This window comes from Caldicellulosiruptoraceae bacterium PP1 (genome assembly GCA_041320695.1).
GTDB lineage: Bacteria > Bacillota > Thermoanaerobacteria > Caldicellulosiruptorales > Caldicellulosiruptoraceae > JBGGOQ01.
Genome location: JBGGOQ010000001.1, coordinates 383,470 through 399,351 on the forward strand (window position 1 = coordinate 383,470; position 15,882 = coordinate 399,351).

Annotated in this window: 25 protein-coding genes; all 25 read right to left on the reverse strand. The window is 28.7% G+C overall.

From position 1 onward, the window contains the following. Nucleotide 1 precedes the first annotated feature (1 nt). A complete protein-coding gene (locus ACAG39_01910; GenBank protein MEZ0535985.1) occupies nt 2-1,972 on the reverse strand; it encodes a M23 family metallopeptidase in 1,971 nt (656 codons plus the stop codon). Between the two features lie 49 nt (nt 1,973-2,021). Beyond that, the gene (locus ACAG39_01915) at nt 2,022-2,189 is read right to left on the reverse strand and encodes a hypothetical protein (protein MEZ0535986.1); all 168 of its coding nucleotides are present in this window, start codon (nt 2,187-2,189) and stop codon (nt 2,022-2,024) included. Between the two features lie 192 nt (nt 2,190-2,381). Then, on the reverse strand, nt 2,382-2,750 hold the full coding sequence (locus ACAG39_01920; protein ID MEZ0535987.1) for a hypothetical protein: 369 nt from the start codon (nt 2,748-2,750) through the stop codon (nt 2,382-2,384). 47 nt (nt 2,751-2,797) lie between these two features. Further along, nucleotides 2,798-3,211: a single-stranded DNA-binding protein gene (locus tag ACAG39_01925; GenBank protein ID MEZ0535988.1), complete on the reverse strand. Its 414-nt coding sequence runs from the start codon at nt 3,209-3,211 to the stop codon at nt 2,798-2,800. A 12-nt stretch (nt 3,212-3,223) separates the two neighbouring features. Then, entirely contained in the window at nt 3,224-3,856 is a 633-nt protein-coding gene (locus ACAG39_01930) for an SAF domain-containing protein (GenBank protein ID MEZ0535989.1), read from the reverse strand. A 14-nt stretch (nt 3,857-3,870) separates the two neighbouring features. Then, a complete protein-coding gene (locus tag ACAG39_01935; GenBank protein ID MEZ0535990.1) occupies nt 3,871-4,074 on the reverse strand; it encodes a hypothetical protein in 204 nt (67 codons plus the stop codon). 50 nt (nt 4,075-4,124) lie between these two features. After that, nucleotides 4,125-4,334, reverse strand: a complete 210-nt coding sequence (locus tag ACAG39_01940) for a hypothetical protein (GenBank protein MEZ0535991.1) — start codon at nt 4,332-4,334, stop codon at nt 4,125-4,127. A 13-nt stretch (nt 4,335-4,347) separates the two neighbouring features. Continuing rightward, entirely contained in the window at nt 4,348-4,791 is a 444-nt protein-coding gene (locus ACAG39_01945) for a prepilin peptidase (protein ID MEZ0535992.1), read from the reverse strand. Between the two features lie 10 nt (nt 4,792-4,801). Next, entirely contained in the window at nt 4,802-5,350 is a 549-nt protein-coding gene (locus tag ACAG39_01950) for a hypothetical protein (GenBank protein MEZ0535993.1), read from the reverse strand. Beyond that, a complete protein-coding gene (locus ACAG39_01955) occupies nt 5,283-5,732 on the reverse strand; it encodes a hypothetical protein (GenBank protein MEZ0535994.1) in 450 nt (149 codons plus the stop codon). Before ACAG39_01955 ends, ACAG39_01950 begins: the two co-directional genes overlap by 68 nt. Before the next feature lie 11 nt (nt 5,733-5,743). Continuing rightward, a complete protein-coding gene (locus ACAG39_01960) occupies nt 5,744-5,971 on the reverse strand; it encodes a hypothetical protein (protein ID MEZ0535995.1) in 228 nt (75 codons plus the stop codon). A gap of 49 nt (nt 5,972-6,020) precedes the next feature. Continuing rightward, complete coding sequence (locus ACAG39_01965) at nt 6,021-6,230, reverse strand: hypothetical protein (protein MEZ0535996.1); 210 nt, start codon at nt 6,228-6,230, stop codon at nt 6,021-6,023. 5 nt (nt 6,231-6,235) lie between these two features. After that, complete coding sequence (locus ACAG39_01970) at nt 6,236-6,925, reverse strand: dolichyl-phosphate beta-glucosyltransferase (protein MEZ0535997.1); 690 nt, start codon at nt 6,923-6,925, stop codon at nt 6,236-6,238. Then, nucleotides 6,894-7,598: a class I SAM-dependent methyltransferase gene (locus ACAG39_01975; protein MEZ0535998.1), complete on the reverse strand. Its 705-nt coding sequence runs from the start codon at nt 7,596-7,598 to the stop codon at nt 6,894-6,896. Before ACAG39_01975 ends, ACAG39_01970 begins: the two co-directional genes overlap by 32 nt. Before the next feature lie 12 nt (nt 7,599-7,610). Beyond that, entirely contained in the window at nt 7,611-8,987 is a 1,377-nt protein-coding gene (locus tag ACAG39_01980) for a hypothetical protein (protein MEZ0535999.1), read from the reverse strand. A 33-nt stretch (nt 8,988-9,020) separates the two neighbouring features. Further along, nucleotides 9,021-9,776 (reverse strand): hypothetical protein, encoded by a 756-nt coding sequence (locus ACAG39_01985; protein MEZ0536000.1) that lies wholly within the window; start codon nt 9,774-9,776, stop codon nt 9,021-9,023. Between the two features lie 2 nt (nt 9,777-9,778). Beyond that, on the reverse strand, nt 9,779-10,522 hold the full coding sequence (locus ACAG39_01990) for a hypothetical protein (GenBank protein ID MEZ0536001.1): 744 nt from the start codon (nt 10,520-10,522) through the stop codon (nt 9,779-9,781). After that, nucleotides 10,449-11,621, reverse strand: a complete 1,173-nt coding sequence (locus tag ACAG39_01995) for an ATPase, T2SS/T4P/T4SS family (GenBank protein MEZ0536002.1) — start codon at nt 11,619-11,621, stop codon at nt 10,449-10,451. Before ACAG39_01995 ends, ACAG39_01990 begins: the two co-directional genes overlap by 74 nt. Then, complete coding sequence (locus ACAG39_02000; GenBank protein MEZ0536003.1) at nt 11,618-12,847, reverse strand: hypothetical protein; 1,230 nt, start codon at nt 12,845-12,847, stop codon at nt 11,618-11,620. Before ACAG39_02000 ends, ACAG39_01995 begins: the two co-directional genes overlap by 4 nt. Further along, a complete protein-coding gene (locus ACAG39_02005) occupies nt 12,844-13,107 on the reverse strand; it encodes a hypothetical protein (protein MEZ0536004.1) in 264 nt (87 codons plus the stop codon). Before ACAG39_02005 ends, ACAG39_02000 begins: the two co-directional genes overlap by 4 nt. 885 nt (nt 13,108-13,992) lie before the next feature. Continuing rightward, nucleotides 13,993-14,172, reverse strand: a complete 180-nt coding sequence (locus ACAG39_02010) for a hypothetical protein (GenBank protein ID MEZ0536005.1) — start codon at nt 14,170-14,172, stop codon at nt 13,993-13,995. A 95-nt stretch (nt 14,173-14,267) separates the two neighbouring features. Next, nucleotides 14,268-14,414, reverse strand: coding sequence for a hypothetical protein (locus tag ACAG39_02015; GenBank protein MEZ0536006.1), 147 nt, complete (start codon nt 14,412-14,414; stop codon nt 14,268-14,270). Between the two features lie 238 nt (nt 14,415-14,652). Then, nucleotides 14,653-14,799: a hypothetical protein gene (locus ACAG39_02020; GenBank protein MEZ0536007.1), complete on the reverse strand. Its 147-nt coding sequence runs from the start codon at nt 14,797-14,799 to the stop codon at nt 14,653-14,655. Nucleotides 14,800-15,092: 293 nt separating this feature from the next. Next, a complete protein-coding gene (locus tag ACAG39_02025) occupies nt 15,093-15,308 on the reverse strand; it encodes a hypothetical protein (GenBank protein ID MEZ0536008.1) in 216 nt (71 codons plus the stop codon). 78 nt (nt 15,309-15,386) lie between these two features. Then, complete coding sequence (locus ACAG39_02030) at nt 15,387-15,698, reverse strand: hypothetical protein (protein ID MEZ0536009.1); 312 nt, start codon at nt 15,696-15,698, stop codon at nt 15,387-15,389. Nucleotides 15,699-15,882: the final 184 nt, after the last annotated feature.

The window sequence follows — 15,882 nt, forward strand, 5'->3', positions numbered from 1 at the left end:
TTCATTGCAAAGTTGGTAATACGCTTAATGGATCAACATATACCCCATTTAACTTTGTTCCAAAATGCAAGTGGTTACCTGTTGACGCACCTGTTGAGTCAGTCCCACCTAATATTTCACCTTCTTTAACTTGTTTTCCTACTTGCACATCTATCTTGGATAGATGGCAATAGATAAACTCATAATTACCACTTTTAAGTATAACTGTTAGTCCTCCACCTCCCCAGTTGCCAGCATGAGTGATTACACCGTCAGCTACCGCAAATATTGGTTCTCCATAGCCTGTTGCTATGTCAATGCCATTATGCATTTTCCATGTATTATATACAGGGTGGAATCTCATTCCAAATGGACTGGTTATGTGTATTTCCCCTGCTATTGGTTTTGCTGTTCCACTTGCCATGAATGTATCTATGTTCCTATATGTTTGTGCTGTTTCGACTACTTTTGCCCCATAGGTTCTTCGACAATATTCGACATCATTTATTCCCCAATAATGAGCCAATGCAGGCATTATTTCATCTTTCCAACCTTCACCTTGCCAATCTATTTGTTCTGGGTTTTTATTGCTCCATTTTTGAATATAACCAGATAAAAGGTGTGTTCCTGCAAGAATTTGTGCTTCTGGGTTGTCCCTGTCTGCAACCACATCAAAACCAAGCTTTGGTGCTATTGCTTCCCAGTTGAATGGTTGAAGTTGCATAAGCCCATAGCACCCAACATTTGAGGTTGCATGTATGTTGAAAGAGCTTTCTCTAAATGCTATTGCTCCCAGTAACCAATATGGAATATTATATCTTTGTTCTGCTTCTTTGAAAAAAGGTAATAATTGTGCTGGTATATATGCTGATGAGGTAAATCCTGCCACATTTTCATAGTCGTTTATCTCTGAAAATACCCAATCAGCGTTCCTTTGCCCATTGATATAACTTTGTGCGTTGTTTACTATCATAGCTTTAACCATTGCAATATCTTCATCTTTATTTTCTTCTTTTATCATATCTTCAAGTCTTGTATAGTCTTTGCTATTCAAAGATTTAAATTCATCTTGAACAGGTATTATTTCGCTTACTTCGTTTATTTCTTCCGAAACAACATAAGGTTGATATTCATTTGTAGTGCAATTTTCTACTATAATAGACGAGTTATAGCTTGGTTTTGTTCCATTTGTTGTTTTCTGTGGATCATTTTTTGATATGATTTCTTGTGTAGTTGACTTTACATATTGCTTGTCCTCTACCTTTTCATTTAGAAAAGTTGAGGATTTACTTTTAGGCTGATTATTCTCATAATAATCTGTTGATTTCTGCATTTTATAAGTTATATCATAGGTATTCTTTATTGTATCTGCTTTTGTTAATAGGTATATAGGCTCTACATCTGTTACTTTTATTTTTTCAGTCCATCTTTCAATGGTTGTTACTGTTGTTGGACTTGGTAAATAAACGCTATATACTGTTGCGTCAACACCTTCTTTTAATGAATATGAATACTGTTTTGTTATTATTTTCTCATAGGTTACTGTTTTAATTGTTTCTACTTGCCTACGATTTTTTATATATTCCCATTCAGGCTTCATTTTTTCTGCTATTGTTGATAGCTTTCTTTTTATACTCTCTAATGTTTGTTCTTCGCTTTCATTCAACTGCAGATATTTGTAATATGAATTAATAAGTGCCGAATTTAAAGAGAGTTCCTCATCAGTTCCGTAATAATCAAGCATAGATCCGTTTACTTCTCTTGCTTTGTCAATTGAATATTGTATCAGCTTTTGATTATCTTCTTTTGATAAAGTATCTGCAATTGCACCATCTTCAAGAAAACTTTGTAATGTAGCTGTTATTAATAAGACTATAAATAATATTGCTACTATTGGTATCCAGTAAGGAGCTGTTTTTAACAAAAGATTTTTAACTTTTTTCTTCGCATAGTTTTTGGCTTTACTTTTTGCATAGTTCTTAACTCTGCTCAATAGCAACACCTCATTATAGTTTTATACAAATAGAGGGGCAGTTAAGGGTCTAAGCTATAAAAATATTAATTGGATTTGGTTTAACTGGTTTAACTGGTTTGATAATAGGTGGCTTGTTTGGTATTTCTGGTATTTTTACCGGTACTGCAAAAGCTATTGATGTTATTGCAAATATCGTGATAAGCCCTAATGTTATCATTCTTATTATTTTTTTCATCTCTTATTCCTCCTTATCTCTTTTTGCCCCTCTATTTTCTACAATGTTAGTTTAAGTAGGAGATACCAAAAAATTTATATGCTAATCTGCAATATTCTAATGCTTTTTGATAGTTCTCCTTAGGATTACCCCTGTATGGTGAGCAAATATATACTGGCTTTCTATATTGCATATCCTTTTACACCTCATTTTTTATCGTTTCAAAATAGAAAAATTTATTTTGAAATCTTTTCCCCCACAGAAAGAACAATGAAGATTTTTAACGTCTTTTTCGCTTATAACAACAATATTGTTTTTACAATTAATGCATTGCAGTGAAATAACGTTACATTCGCTAATATCAATATTTTCTTCTAAATATGATAAGGCTAATTTCTTCCTTGCCATTTTAATATTTTCTTTTTCAATTTCTTCACAATCAATTTCATGCCCACAAAGTGAACATCTTGCTATTTTTCCTATAAACTCTATTGTTTTGCCATCAATATTAAGTTTAATATTTTCGTCTTTTATTTCATATTCAACATCTTTGTCGCAAAAATAGCAGTATTTCTTTTGCACTTATTTCACCTCCAATAAACAAAAAAGCAGGGAATTAAAACCCTGCTTTAAATATCAAAAGGCAATTCATCTTCCGACACTTCTTCAAATCCTTCTGGTATATCATCATTTGATTGTAATTGTTCATGAGCTGTTTCAGAGTGTTCTTCAAGCTTTTTCCCACCTGCAAAGTTAAAAGACTCAATTATAAATACTACTGTATTGTATTCTTCACCAGAAGCTGTTTTTCTTTTTGTATTAACTGCCTTTGCTTCAACAAGTATTGGCTTGCCTTTGTTAAAGTATTTTTGTATTGCTTCCCCTGTCTTTCCAAATGCAATGCATGTTAGAAAATCAACCTTCTTTTCCCCATTTACAATCCTGTTAATTGCTATTGTTATTCTTATAAGTTTTTTACCATTTTGTGTGTCATAGCTTTCTGGATCTCTTACAAGGTTGCCAAGAAATATACACTTGTTCATAATATACCCTCCTTATTCTTTCTTAATTACAACGAACGTTCCTTCTTTTTCTTTCTCTTTTATTGCTTTTATTTTTTCTTTATCGCCTCCAACTTCAATATAACTTATTCCTATTGGTTGATAATTGTTTTGTTGTTGTTGTTTTTGTATTTCTTCTGCTGTCCTAAATCCTGCGTCATACATATTAAACACGCGAACATTGTCAATGTATTCAGATTTTGCAGGCTTTTCGGTTTTTTTTTCAGGCATATATAATAATTTTATATTCTCATATTTCTCTATAAACGAAATTGGGAACACTTCTACTTTAACTATTGTTGCATACTCATTATATGCACTTATATATACTCGGTCTAACAATTTATTTTTTATTATAGGTTCACCTCTTAAAATATCATAAGGGGCATATTTACCTATTACTTCGTTAGGATTTCTTACTGCTGGAATAACGCAAGGCTTTGTTACATTTGTTATTGCCAGTTTATCTATTGTTATTTTTTCTCCTTTTTTTATATCTGTTCCAGCTATTATTATTGTTTCAATTGAGTTTTTTGTTTTTTCTTGAAATAACTGATATTCACCAATAATTATTATCCCAGCTATCATTACCCCCACTATTGCAAATATGATTTTTTTTAGTTTCATTTTTATCCCCTCTTTTAATTTAGTTGAACTCCCATTTGTTCTTTCATTCTGTCATCAATGGTTTTTATTAATTTATCTGCTGTTATTGAACAACCAGTAATAGATGGCATTACTGCCATTGTTACAAATAACATTAAAAAGGCAGACCCAATTATTTCTGACATGCCTCTATTATCCTTTAATATTTCAATAATTCTTATTAATATTTTTTTTAGCAAATTATATACACCTCCTTATAAAATAAAAAAGGGACAGAAAATTCTGCCCCTTACTTAATGAAAGACGCACCTGCAAATAAAACTGCTACAATTACAACACATAGCCAAAACAATGATTTTATTGTTGGCAATTTTACATTATTCTCTTTTTTCATTACATCAAATGGTGAAGCTGAACCAAAAAGAATAGCTCCTGTTGTGTAAATACCTAATCCAAAACCAGCAATAATAAGACCAATTTGAATTAAAAATGTTTTCATTGTAAAAAACCTCCTACATGTATAATTTAATAATGTTATATATTTCAAAGCCACTACTTGCCAACATTCCTATAAATATGAATGGCATTGTAGGTAGCTTTGTTGCCCATATTGACTCTTTTTTAATATAACTTCTTATATATGCATATACTATTTCTATTAATCCACCAATTAGTATTGTTAATCCTATATATTCACCTGTTAGTAGTGCAATTGATGGTATATATTTTACATCTCCACCATCAAAAGCTTTTAATAATAAAGCTACTAATAACATAACAAAAAATATCATAAGAGCTATTTGTAGGTGTCCATTTTTTAATAGTTCTAATCTGAAAATAATAATTGAGGCTATTAAGTTAATAGCCCATAATATATCTGGAACTACATTTTTTTTATAATCGTAATAACCTGCTATTGTTGTTGTTATTAATGCTATTCCTAATGCAATAAACATTTTTATCAAATTAATCACTCCCTGTTTCTAATATATCTATATCTTTATGAACTGTTATAGGAATATACTCGCCTAATACATCTCCTTTGTATAACCTTTTTATTTGGGTTTCTATAACAATATGAATACTTGGTAGTGTTATCTCTTTCCCATAAGGACATATTGTAGGTGTATCTGTTGAATCGTATACAATAATTTCTTTTATTACTATTGGATCTTTTATAAGTCCCGATTTAGGAATAAAATTATTATCTAAATTAAGATTTTTCTTCAAAAAATATTCAAAATTTTCAGCAATAATTGATTTTTGCACATCTCCTAAATCAACTCCTATCGAAACGTTATATAATGAAGCTAATGCTGAAATTGTTACTGCTCTTTCAATTCTGTTCTTTGAATTTATTGCTAATGTTATATCTAATTGATATAACGAAAGAGGCATGACTACCAGCAGTAAAAGAATTGAACCCATAAGTGCAACTCCATTACCATTATTGCTTTTCAAAATTCTTCTTACTGACTGAATAATAAGGACCAACAACGACTGCTTTTGTTTCATTGGTTAATCCTCCAGCTTTGATAATGGAAATTCTTTTAAATGTCATTTGTGTAGTTATTTTTAATTTTACTTCATTGCCGAAATCTACTGGTGACGGGGTGTAATCAATTTGTGTGTTACCTAAATCAAAGCCTGCATTTGATATACTTTGCAGTAATTGAGAATATGCTTCTGTTGTTAAACCACCTTCTGTTTCCATACGAATTATATATGTTTTCCCTATTTCTTCTAATCTTTGGTATCTTTGCAGATCCAAAAACATTATTATTGGATTTAAAGATATAGAAATAATCAGAGGCAATATAATTAATGCCCCTGTTATTTCTGAATTACCTTTTTTGTCTTTTAATGTGTTTCTTATTAATGAAATAAATCTTTTCATTAAATCACCTTCTAATTTATTTGGTTTAAATAGTTCATGCTGTTATTTATTTTGTCGTTTAAATTGTTATATCCTGTTCCTAATGTGTTACCTATACTTTGTAGTGGTTTACCTAAAATAAAGACAATAAAAATAATCAAAAATGCAACTCCGATAATTTCTGACATTCCGCTGTTGTCTGCTAACATTTCCATAATAGTATTAAATACCTTTATTACATATAAATATATTTTTGTCATATTCTTATCACCTCCATAAAAAAATGGGGCAGATTTTCTCTACCCCACTTTAGTTGATTTGGTTTAAATATTGCAGATTGCTGTTAAGTTTGTTGTTTAAATTGTTGTAGCCTGACCCTAAAGTTCCACCAATATTTTGCAATGGTTTTCCAAGAACAAATACTACAAATATTAATAAAAATGCAACACCAATTATTTCTGACATACCTCTGTTGTCTGTTAAAATGTTTTTGATTTCTTTAAATAACTTTATTATCATAATTCTTACCTCCATAAATTTATTTTTTTATATAGTTTAAATAGTGATAAAAACATCTCAATTGACGTTTTTATACTATTAACCTTACTATTTTTAACTTCTTTCCATTCTACTGGCATTTCTAATATTCGATATTTTTTCTTTTTTGCTCTTAATAAGAGTTCAACATCAAAAGCAAATTTATTGAGCATAAATGGTTCTTCAAACAAATCTTTTACCACCGAAATATTAAATATTTTTAAACCACATTGAGTGTCTTTTATCCCAAGATTAAAAATATCATTAGCAATGAATGAGAAAACTTTGCTCATTAGTTTTCTTTTAAAACTTCTATCAACAACTGCACCTTTTAAATGTCTTGAAGCTACTATAACGTCATAACTGTCAATATATTTAATTAGATTTTGCCATTGATTATATGATACGCTTAAATCTGCATCAGAAAAAATAATAAAGTCTGGATTATAATTTAAAGCTCTTAACATTCCCACCCTCACCGCATAACCCTTTCCCATGTTTTTCTTTAGCCTTATTACTTCAAAGCCCATCTTTTTTGCGATACTTGAAGTTATATCATCAGATCCATCATCTACAAGTATTACATGAAATTCTTTTTTTATTTGTTGCCATTCTAATAGCTTTTCTGGTAATCTTAATGCTTCATTATATGCTGGAACTACTAATACCCCTCTCAACTCCTACACCTCCTTTCTTCTTAACTATTGCTAACATTGATAATCCTTTAGGCAAATATGGTAATAAAAAATACTCTATTGATATTATCAAATAGAGCATTGTATTCACTAAATTTGGTATTTGTCTTAAATTGTCTTTACCTTTAGTTATTTTTCTGTAAATATATTCCATGGGATATAAAATACTGTTGTAATAATATATTTTATATTCATATCCTGATAATAACTTTATTAAATCATTTTTAGTATATCTTCTATAATGTCCACATTTAATATCATGCTCATTAAACAATTTGGGGTTAGCTGGAACAGTTATTATAGCAATCCCATCATCTTTAAGGTTATTATCTATAAATTTTTTTATTACATTATCATCTTGCAAGTGTTCCAATACGTCTAATACTAATACAACGTCATATTGTTCCTTTAGTTCAACTTCTTCAATAGGGACTTTAATTATATTCATATTATGATTTTCTGAATATGGATCAATTCCTGTGTATTGATAAAACTTTGCAAAGTATGCTGGACCACAACCAATATCCAAAACTCTTGGTGTGTATTTAATCTTTAAATTCTTTTCTATTAATTTATGAACAATTTTATACTTTCCCTTGAACCACCAATGAGTATTATATAATTTATTCATTTTGAGTATTTCTTGAATTTCCACATTGAACCCCCCTTATTGTTTAACTTCTAAAACAGCAGATATATCGTCTTTGTATAGAACTTTATATCCTTTTGCTAATAAGTATTTGTAAAAAGATGATGCAGTAGGATAATAAATATATTTTATCTTGTATTTTTTTATAAATTCTTCTGGATCTTTTTGTAATAACGTGCAATTAACATATTCATTCCAGTAGTTTCTATTAGCAAAGTAATATAAATCTCCTCTGCTATCTACTGAACACTTTATATCTTTAAATATTAAATATCCTCCTAAATGATAGTCGTTTAAAATTTTATCTTTAATATTATTTTTAATCATATATTCTATTGCTCTAAATGGCTTCATTGCGTCTGATTTCGTAAAATATTGGTTGTTAGGAATAAAAAGATGTGTATTATTAATAATAAACATTATGATTGTTACTTGAATTAGTATCATGGCTTGATTTTCTATATTTTTAATACTTCTGGGTAGAATATCAATATCTTTTACCGCATAAGCAGATAATATCGCAAATATTGCTATATTCCTTATTGATGTTAAATACATTGTTAATCCTAACAAAACTATTATTATGTCTTTATATTTCATTTTTCTTGCTGATATTATTATTAATGCAATTATTACTATTGTAATTATTATAGTTAGCTTATCGTGAAAATTAGGACTTAACCATTCATTTATTACATCAACCAACTCTTTTGCTGTTGTAAGTTTAATAAAAAACAAATAGACATTTATAAAATGAGGATTGATTAAAGACGAAATAAATGTAACTATTGGAGTTTTAATATGGTTTTTTATTTTTTTATCCTCTAAAAAGTCTAAAAATTCAATAAAACTTACCAAGATTACTCCAAATACTACTGATGAATGAATATTGGTCCATATAAGAAATATCATTGATATATATAGATATGAATATTTGGGTTTGATTTTTATTATATAAATAACCAATAAAAGCATTAATAAGGCAAGGACATGTGGACGACTGCAAGTGTAACCATATTTAGACCATAAAAATATCCCTAAAATAAATATTGTATTGGAAATTAACTTATCAAATATCAATTGCCCTATAAATAATATCAATACTAATGTAATTAAGTTTACTACAAATAATCCAGCAAAACCAAAAGGTTTATATATTAAATATGCCATTATCTCCCATAACCATTCATGCGAATACCATTTCTTACCTTCAACAACCCATGAAAAAACATCTTTAGTAAGTATTGTTTTATGTTCGACCATATACTGTCCTGCTTTTAAATGCCATAATGTATCGTTTTGAATAAAATAGTTAATTGACATAATGCTTAAAAAATATGCTAATATAAAAGAAAAACCTAAATATATGAGTGTTTTCTTTTTTCTATCACTCAATTTAATTCCTCCAATACAAGCAAACTTATAAAACTAACTGCCAAAGAATACTGACATGTTTTCCATTATTGAATTGTATATTGGGAAAAAATATACAAACATTGCACCAAAAAGAATTACTGCTATTGCAACTGTAACTAACGATGTTACTGATTCTTTCTTTTTAATTAAATTCTCTGCACTCTTAACTGCCTGCATTTTTGAAAATGTTTCCAGAGCTATTATCCCGCTTGTCCCCATTTTATCTATTTCTTTTAATGAATTTTTCAATAGTTTAATATCGCTAATTGGTATTTCCTTTTCAAGTTCATAAAAGGCTTCTTCTATATCTTTTGTTTTTAAGTATATCGCACCCGCCCTTTTAAATATCATTTTTATTTTTTCATCTTTAAACATTTCCCCAGAAGCTTCAAAAATCTTTTCAATTGGAACATTGGTTTTTATTCCAACTTCAAATAATGTAACAATTGAAGATAATTGATAACTTATTTTATTTAATCTATTTTTCTTGAATTCTTCTGGTAGTTTATACATTAATATTCCAAAGCCAAAACCCCCAGCTATTCCAATATACGTTCCAGTCCAATAATAACCTATAATTGAGCCTAAAATAAAGCCTATTATAGCTAATAATATTTTTATTATATTTGTTTTCTTATCTTCATTATCTTTTTTATCTATTTTTGTTTGTATTCTAAATGATATTATAAAACTATAAATAAAATATATTGCTACTGCTAATACAATTATTTGTATTGCAAAAGGAATTGTTTTTACTATCTGGCTCATTTCTATTCCTCCAACCAGTTCATAAGCATTTTGCCTATTATTAATGCTATTGTATCGGCAACTAAAGTTACTAATACTGCTTGAAATCCTAATTTTTCAATAATCTCTTTTGTCGTTAATGCATTTGATACCATGTATATAGTAATTAATATTGTAAAAAATATAACTCCAATTCCTACACTTATTGTTCCTTTTAACTGGCTTCTTATTTTTTGCTTTTCATACTCACTTTCAAGTAATCTTGTTGTTATATCAACTATATTAGCACCGCTTTCATCTGCGTAATAGACAAGTGTAAAAAAGTTTGTATAACTTGGCATACCTATATCTTTGCTTATTTTTTTAAACAGTTCTTCAAAAGTTAATTGTCCTTTTTCATATAAAAAAATATTTTCAATTAATATGTGTCTTATAGGTTCTTTTATGAAATCACAAACTTCTTTTAATGCCCTTAATGTATTATTGCTGACTGCGTATATGCTTGCAAAGGTTGAAGTAAAATATATAAATTCATCTTGCAATTTCCCTTTAGAAAAGGACACTAAAAACTCCCATATAAAATAAAGCAAAATAAATGCCAAAACTGACATTGTTATTGCTTTATATAAATTTGTTTGCATTGCTATAAGAAATACTGCTATTGTAATTGCTATTTGTAAAATAAAATATATTTCAAATAGAAGTAAAGGGTTGATTACTGCTCTGATATATTTCTCTTTCTCTTTCATTTTCCTGTAAAATATCATATTCATACTCCTTTTTCTTTACGTTATATAATTGCATTAGTCTATATCTTCTCATATACACTATATAATCTAATGAGTTTACAAGCACATTTTCTAAATATTCTACTGGTAAGTCTGTGCTTGCCATTTTCATTAGCATAACTAATTTAGGTATTGTTTCGCTTGCTGAATTTGTATGGACTGTTGTCATAGACCCATTCATACCAGAATAGACTGCAAAAACCCATTGATATGCCTCTTTCCCTTTGACCTCACCAATTATTATTCTGTTTAGAGTTTCTAAACAGCCTATTCTTGTTAACTCGAATAAGTCATATTGTTTAAGCCAAGCTTGCATTTCTGATGCTCTTATAATTTCAACCATTGAATTTTCGTGTATCCTTGGTATTTCAAAGGTTTCTTGTATTATTGCATATCTTTCTGTTTCTGGTATCTCTCTTATAAGTGCTGATAACAATGTTGTTTTTCCACTACTTGGTGCACCAGAAAATACTATTGTCTTTCTTTTTTTAACTAATTTTGTTAGTCTTTCTGCCATTTCATAAGATAGCATTCCTTCTTCTACTAATGTTGATAATGTTTTATGTGTTGGTGGCTTTCTTATATGCAAATGTGGTGAATCTACTGAAATTGCTTCAAATGTTGCAACTATTCGTAAATGATATTTTGGATCTGTTACTATAACTTTTGCCTCATTTTCGTTAATTCTTCCTTTGTTTGTTATTACAACTCTTTTAATATATTCTCTTAATTTCTTTACACTTTTAAAATTAATATTTGTTTTTTCATCAACACCATATTTGCGAACTATTACACTGTTATATGATGTGATGAATATATCTGTTACTTCTGGATCTTCAATATATGGTTGTAGTGGACCATATTCCAATAAGTTTTGCAAAACAACTTTGGGATGTATATTTTTATAACCAAGCTCATTTATTACTGCTTGGACTTCATCAAATAGTAAAAATGGATCTTGATTTTCTAAAACTATATTAGGTTTCTTCTTTAATAACCTTTCTATTACATCAGTTATTTTTTCTTCTTCTATCTCCAAAGCCTCATTTATATTTACAGAGTATGGATTTATAATCAATCTTCTCTCACTCCTTTTGAACTTATAAGTTTAGGAGCAATTTTGGCAAGGTTCTTAACATACTTTTTCTTATTGCCACAAGCTCCTAAAAAATTAATCCCGTTAGTTTCTGATAATTCTTGAGTCGTCTTATCATCTATTTCAGAGATTAAACTGTTTTCTACCAGTAGTAAATTCATTTTGCTTTTTTCAATTCCCCAGGAATTAGAAATAAAATTTAATATTTCGAGTGTTCTAATTACATCAATCTTTGTCGCTTTAGCAATTGCAACTATTTTATCAGCAGTTGTAAAAGATGATAAAACACCAGATGTGAACACTCCACTACCTGCATTAATTATTATAAAATTACTATCTCTTTGAAGAATACTTACTAATGTATTTAAGTGCTTATCGTTAATTCTAAATGCATTTTTAATTGTAATACCAGAAAATACTTTGATACCTTCTATTTTTATTAAGTTATCATTTAATATTTTAGAAGTAATTTCTTCTGTATTTATCATTCTTGTTAAGTATTCTATGTTTGTATCTTTTATTTTTAATAAATGGCTTATTCTTGAGCTTATTTCTTCAAAGTCAAGTAAAGTTATATCTGTTTTGCTGTATTTCTTTAATAGTTTGGCAATCTCTATTGAAATCCTTGCAGGGTATTCTCCATCATCATACGACCAAAAAGTTATTGTTTTAGATTGAATAATAACTGGCTTTTCAACTTCTATTATTTTTTCTTTCTCGACTTCTACTATTTTTTCTTTCTCAATTACTTTTTCCTTCTCTACAACCTTTTCTTTTTCTATTACTTCTTTTTCTATTATAACTTCTGGAACAGACTTTATTTGAATTGTTGGTGAGGATAAAACTTTTGAATATATTTTGGATATATCAGCAAATGCCTTAGGATTGTTGTATATGTTTATTACATCATCTATTGTTGTTTCTCCAAATAAAATATCATAAACACCTATGCTTATTAAGTGTTTTATTAGAGAAGGATTATCTTCGTAATCCTTGCCTATATAGATTATTCTTGTGTTTTTTTCTCTTAACTTGAATGTTAATTCTTCTATTGTTATTGCACCATCTAAACTTTCTGATAAAATAACTGTTTCATACTTGTTTTCATCTCTTATTAAATACTCTCTGAAATATATGATTTCTCCTTTTAGCCTTTCATTTATTGCTTTATCAAGTATTTCAATCCCAGTAGCTATTGCTATCATCATTGGACCCCTCTTCCTTTAAACTTTTCAGCTATATATTTTTTCTCGTAATTTTGTATGCTTGATGTCAGATTTTCTTTGTCTATTGTGTCTAACCAGCATTTTGGCTTGTTACATCTTTTACAATCTCTTATAATCCCGAAATCTTCTTTAAGACATAGTGAAGCAAGATATGTTCTTATTGATTGCTTTTTGGGTTTATCCTTCAACAAATAAGGCTTATCTGCAAAATATTGGCTTAATACATCTAATATTGTTTGCATTTTATCTCACCTTTGCTTTGTTCATATAAAATAAAAATAGCCACATGAGAAAATCTCTCATATGGCTATAATAGAAAAAATGCAAGTGAAAGAACATAAAATAAAAGAAGTAAAAGACCTTTATTTTAACAAACGAAAAAATAGTAGACATAACAATAAATATAATAGCCACGTAGAATATAAACTCTACGTGGCAACTTGCAAACTGTTTAATGTAAACTCCTCATGGTATACTCAAAATGGTTAACTTCCCCGTTGATTAACATTTTTATTTATGCTACTTTATCTTATTTTCCTCAACGGGTTATTTCTATAATAACATATTATTTTTATTTCATCAACAGCGAACAAAAAAAAATAGTAATTAAAATTTTTGAGTTATTTCCCTTCACTTAATTTTTCATCAATTGCTTTCGATAACATTTTCCTAGGATATTCTGTCTGTTGCTTTCTTGCTTGTTTTTCTAATTGTTGCAAATACTTTTTTGTGTCACAAACTCATATACTACACGGGTTGATATTTTATTTATACTACGTGGGTTGTGAATTTCTCTAACATGAGCTAACTACTTTTTTATTATAGCACAATTTAGAAAATAGACAAGTATCCCCAGCTCATAATCTTTACCTCCTGCAAACTGAACAAGTAAACTATTTTTGGCAAACTGCCAAAGCAAGGGATTAGCCCCTGCTTGTGGAAGAATTATAACCAGTCATCATCTGATACAATATTCCCTCTAATTCCTTCCACTAAATAAAACAAATTGACAACTCCTGCCAATATACCTAATATAATTACTACTATTGTTTCTTTATCCATAACAAACTGCTCCTTTTGCAAATTTATTTTTGGCTAACTGCCAGAAAGGAGGGCAGTAGCTTTTGCTACTGCTGGGCAAGAGTTCCTTCTTTCTCTTTTTGCTCATCAACTGTAATTATTATCTCTACCTTACCTAACTTCCAGTGGATATTCTTCTTTGTTATTGAAGCAATTAAGACCAGCAAAGCAAAAGCTAATAAAATTATTGCTAATATGTTGTTAATAATAAATGATACTACTGCCACTTTTAACCCTCCTATCTTTGTGGTATAATTTATTTAAGGGCGTGTTAGTGGATATTATATTTTAATTATGCGGTTTGGGGATTAAGAAGTGGTTATTATTTGACCACTTCTTTTTTTATCTTTAATCTAAAAGGCTTTGTATAAACTTCAATTACATAATTTGCTTTGACAATGCTAAAAATTATAAAGACAGCTATAAATCCTATAACAAGTGATATAATCTTAATTTCTTCTTTCCCCAAAACAATCACCCCCTTATGTTTTAGGTTATTACCACTAACACGCCCATATCTAAAAAGGGGTGATTACCGCATTATCAACTACTGGAACAAACAATGTATTGAAAACTATTATTGGCTAACTGCCAAGGTTATAATATTTTTAAAATATTCTTCTTATATTGTGGTATAATTTAATTAAGGGTGCGTTAGGTTTATATTAATGTGGTGATTGGGTAAAGAAGTGGTGAAAAGGTAAGGCTTATTTCACTACTTCTTTTTTTATGCTTATCTTAAAGGGTTTTAGTTTAAATTCTATTTCATAATTTGCTTTAGCAAATGATATAATAAACAGTGCTATTATTGAACCTACAATAAATAAAGCATATTTTACAATATATGAACCCAATCTTATCACCCCCTTTCTTGTCCCTAACGCACCCATGTCTATTTGTTGGGGGTGATTCCTACCACATTATTTACTGCTTACTAACTTTATAATACTAACTGTATTTGGCAAACTGCCAAAAAAGGAGAGTCTATAAAAAACAAAAAAGCCCAAACGAACAATTTTTCTTGTTCATTAAGGCTAACTTTTTTAGGCAAACTGTTTTTATTAACATTTTCATTTATGCACTTCTACATACTATTTCGCTGACAGTTTTATTATAGCATAATTTAGAAAATAGACAAGATATTAATTTATATATTTTTATTAATAATAACATCAAAGTGATGATATTCTATAACTTTATAAATATTTTTTGGGAGTCTTTTTATTACAACAACTATTTTCTTCTCTTCATCAATAAAGGCTTGTTCATCATTAAGATTTATTCTGTATTCACTTATACAATTATATGCATATTCTAATATTTCTCTGCTGGGTGGGAAATTTTTTGAAAATATTATTTTCATTTAGCATCTCTCCTTTTGGTATTGTAAAAGCAAAAGGGCAGGATTTTGCCTTTTTGCTCCCACCCAAGTTATTTGATTTTATGCCACTTCGATTATTTTGTCTTTTTCGCATGTTGGTATCGCTATTTTATTTATAACCGTTATAACTTCGATTATTATTGATTTACCTTTAGTATGAATTAAAACCAACACGCTTATTTTCTTTTGACTATTTCTTATCCAACAGAAAGAATTATTTTTTAAGTCCAATAACTCATCAGCTTTTTCTAATGTTTCGATTATGCCTTCGGTTGCTATTTGTCTTTGAATGTTTCTTAATATTGAGTGATTGCTCCAATTTAATTTGCACTTGAAGTTGTCAATCAATATAGAGCTTGGTAATACTTCCATTTCCTACTCCTCCTATCAAACAAATTTTGGCTAACTGTTTTTTGCTAACTGCCAAAATTAGGAGTAGGATTGAAGTATTACTTTAATATAATTATACCACAATAAATAATTTTGTTATTAGTTTATATAAAAAATAAAAACATTGGTTTTTATCCAATGCTTTTTTTATTAACATTTTTATTTA

Bases quoted from the DNA above. Each gene is read 5' to 3' on its own strand.
- ACAG39_01915 (MEZ0535986.1), bottom strand. From the start codon at position 2,189: ATGAAAAAAATAATAAGAATGATAACATTAGGGCTTATCACGATATTT.
- ACAG39_01925 (MEZ0535988.1), bottom strand. From the start codon at position 3,211: ATGAACAAGTGTATATTTCTTGGCAACCTTGTAAGAGATCCAGAAAGC.
- ACAG39_01930 (MEZ0535989.1), bottom strand. From the start codon at position 3,856: ATGAAACTAAAAAAAATCATATTTGCAATAGTGGGGGTAATGATAGCT.
- ACAG39_01940 (MEZ0535991.1), bottom strand. From the start codon at position 4,334: ATGAAAACATTTTTAATTCAAATTGGTCTTATTATTGCTGGTTTTGGA.
- ACAG39_01945 (MEZ0535992.1), bottom strand. From the start codon at position 4,791: ATGTTTATTGCATTAGGAATAGCATTAATAACAACAACAATAGCAGGT.
- ACAG39_01950 (MEZ0535993.1), bottom strand. From the start codon at position 5,350: ATGAAACAAAAGCAGTCGTTGTTGGTCCTTATTATTCAGTCAGTAAGA.
- ACAG39_01955 (MEZ0535994.1), bottom strand. From the start codon at position 5,732: ATGAAAAGATTTATTTCATTAATAAGAAACACATTAAAAGACAAAAAA.
- ACAG39_01960 (MEZ0535995.1), bottom strand. From the start codon at position 5,971: ATGACAAAAATATATTTATATGTAATAAAGGTATTTAATACTATTATG.
- ACAG39_01965 (MEZ0535996.1), bottom strand. From the start codon at position 6,230: ATGATAATAAAGTTATTTAAAGAAATCAAAAACATTTTAACAGACAAC.
- ACAG39_01985 (MEZ0536000.1), bottom strand. From the start codon at position 9,776: ATGAGCCAGATAGTAAAAACAATTCCTTTTGCAATACAAATAATTGTA.
- ACAG39_01990 (MEZ0536001.1), bottom strand. From the start codon at position 10,522: ATGATATTTTACAGGAAAATGAAAGAGAAAGAGAAATATATCAGAGCA.
- ACAG39_02000 (MEZ0536003.1), bottom strand. From the start codon at position 12,847: ATGATGATAGCAATAGCTACTGGGATTGAAATACTTGATAAAGCAATA.
- ACAG39_02005 (MEZ0536004.1), bottom strand. From the start codon at position 13,107: ATGCAAACAATATTAGATGTATTAAGCCAATATTTTGCAGATAAGCCT.
- ACAG39_02025 (MEZ0536008.1), bottom strand. From the start codon at position 15,308: ATGAAAATAATATTTTCAAAAAATTTCCCACCCAGCAGAGAAATATTA.
- ACAG39_02030 (MEZ0536009.1), bottom strand. From the start codon at position 15,698: ATGGAAGTATTACCAAGCTCTATATTGATTGACAACTTCAAGTGCAAA.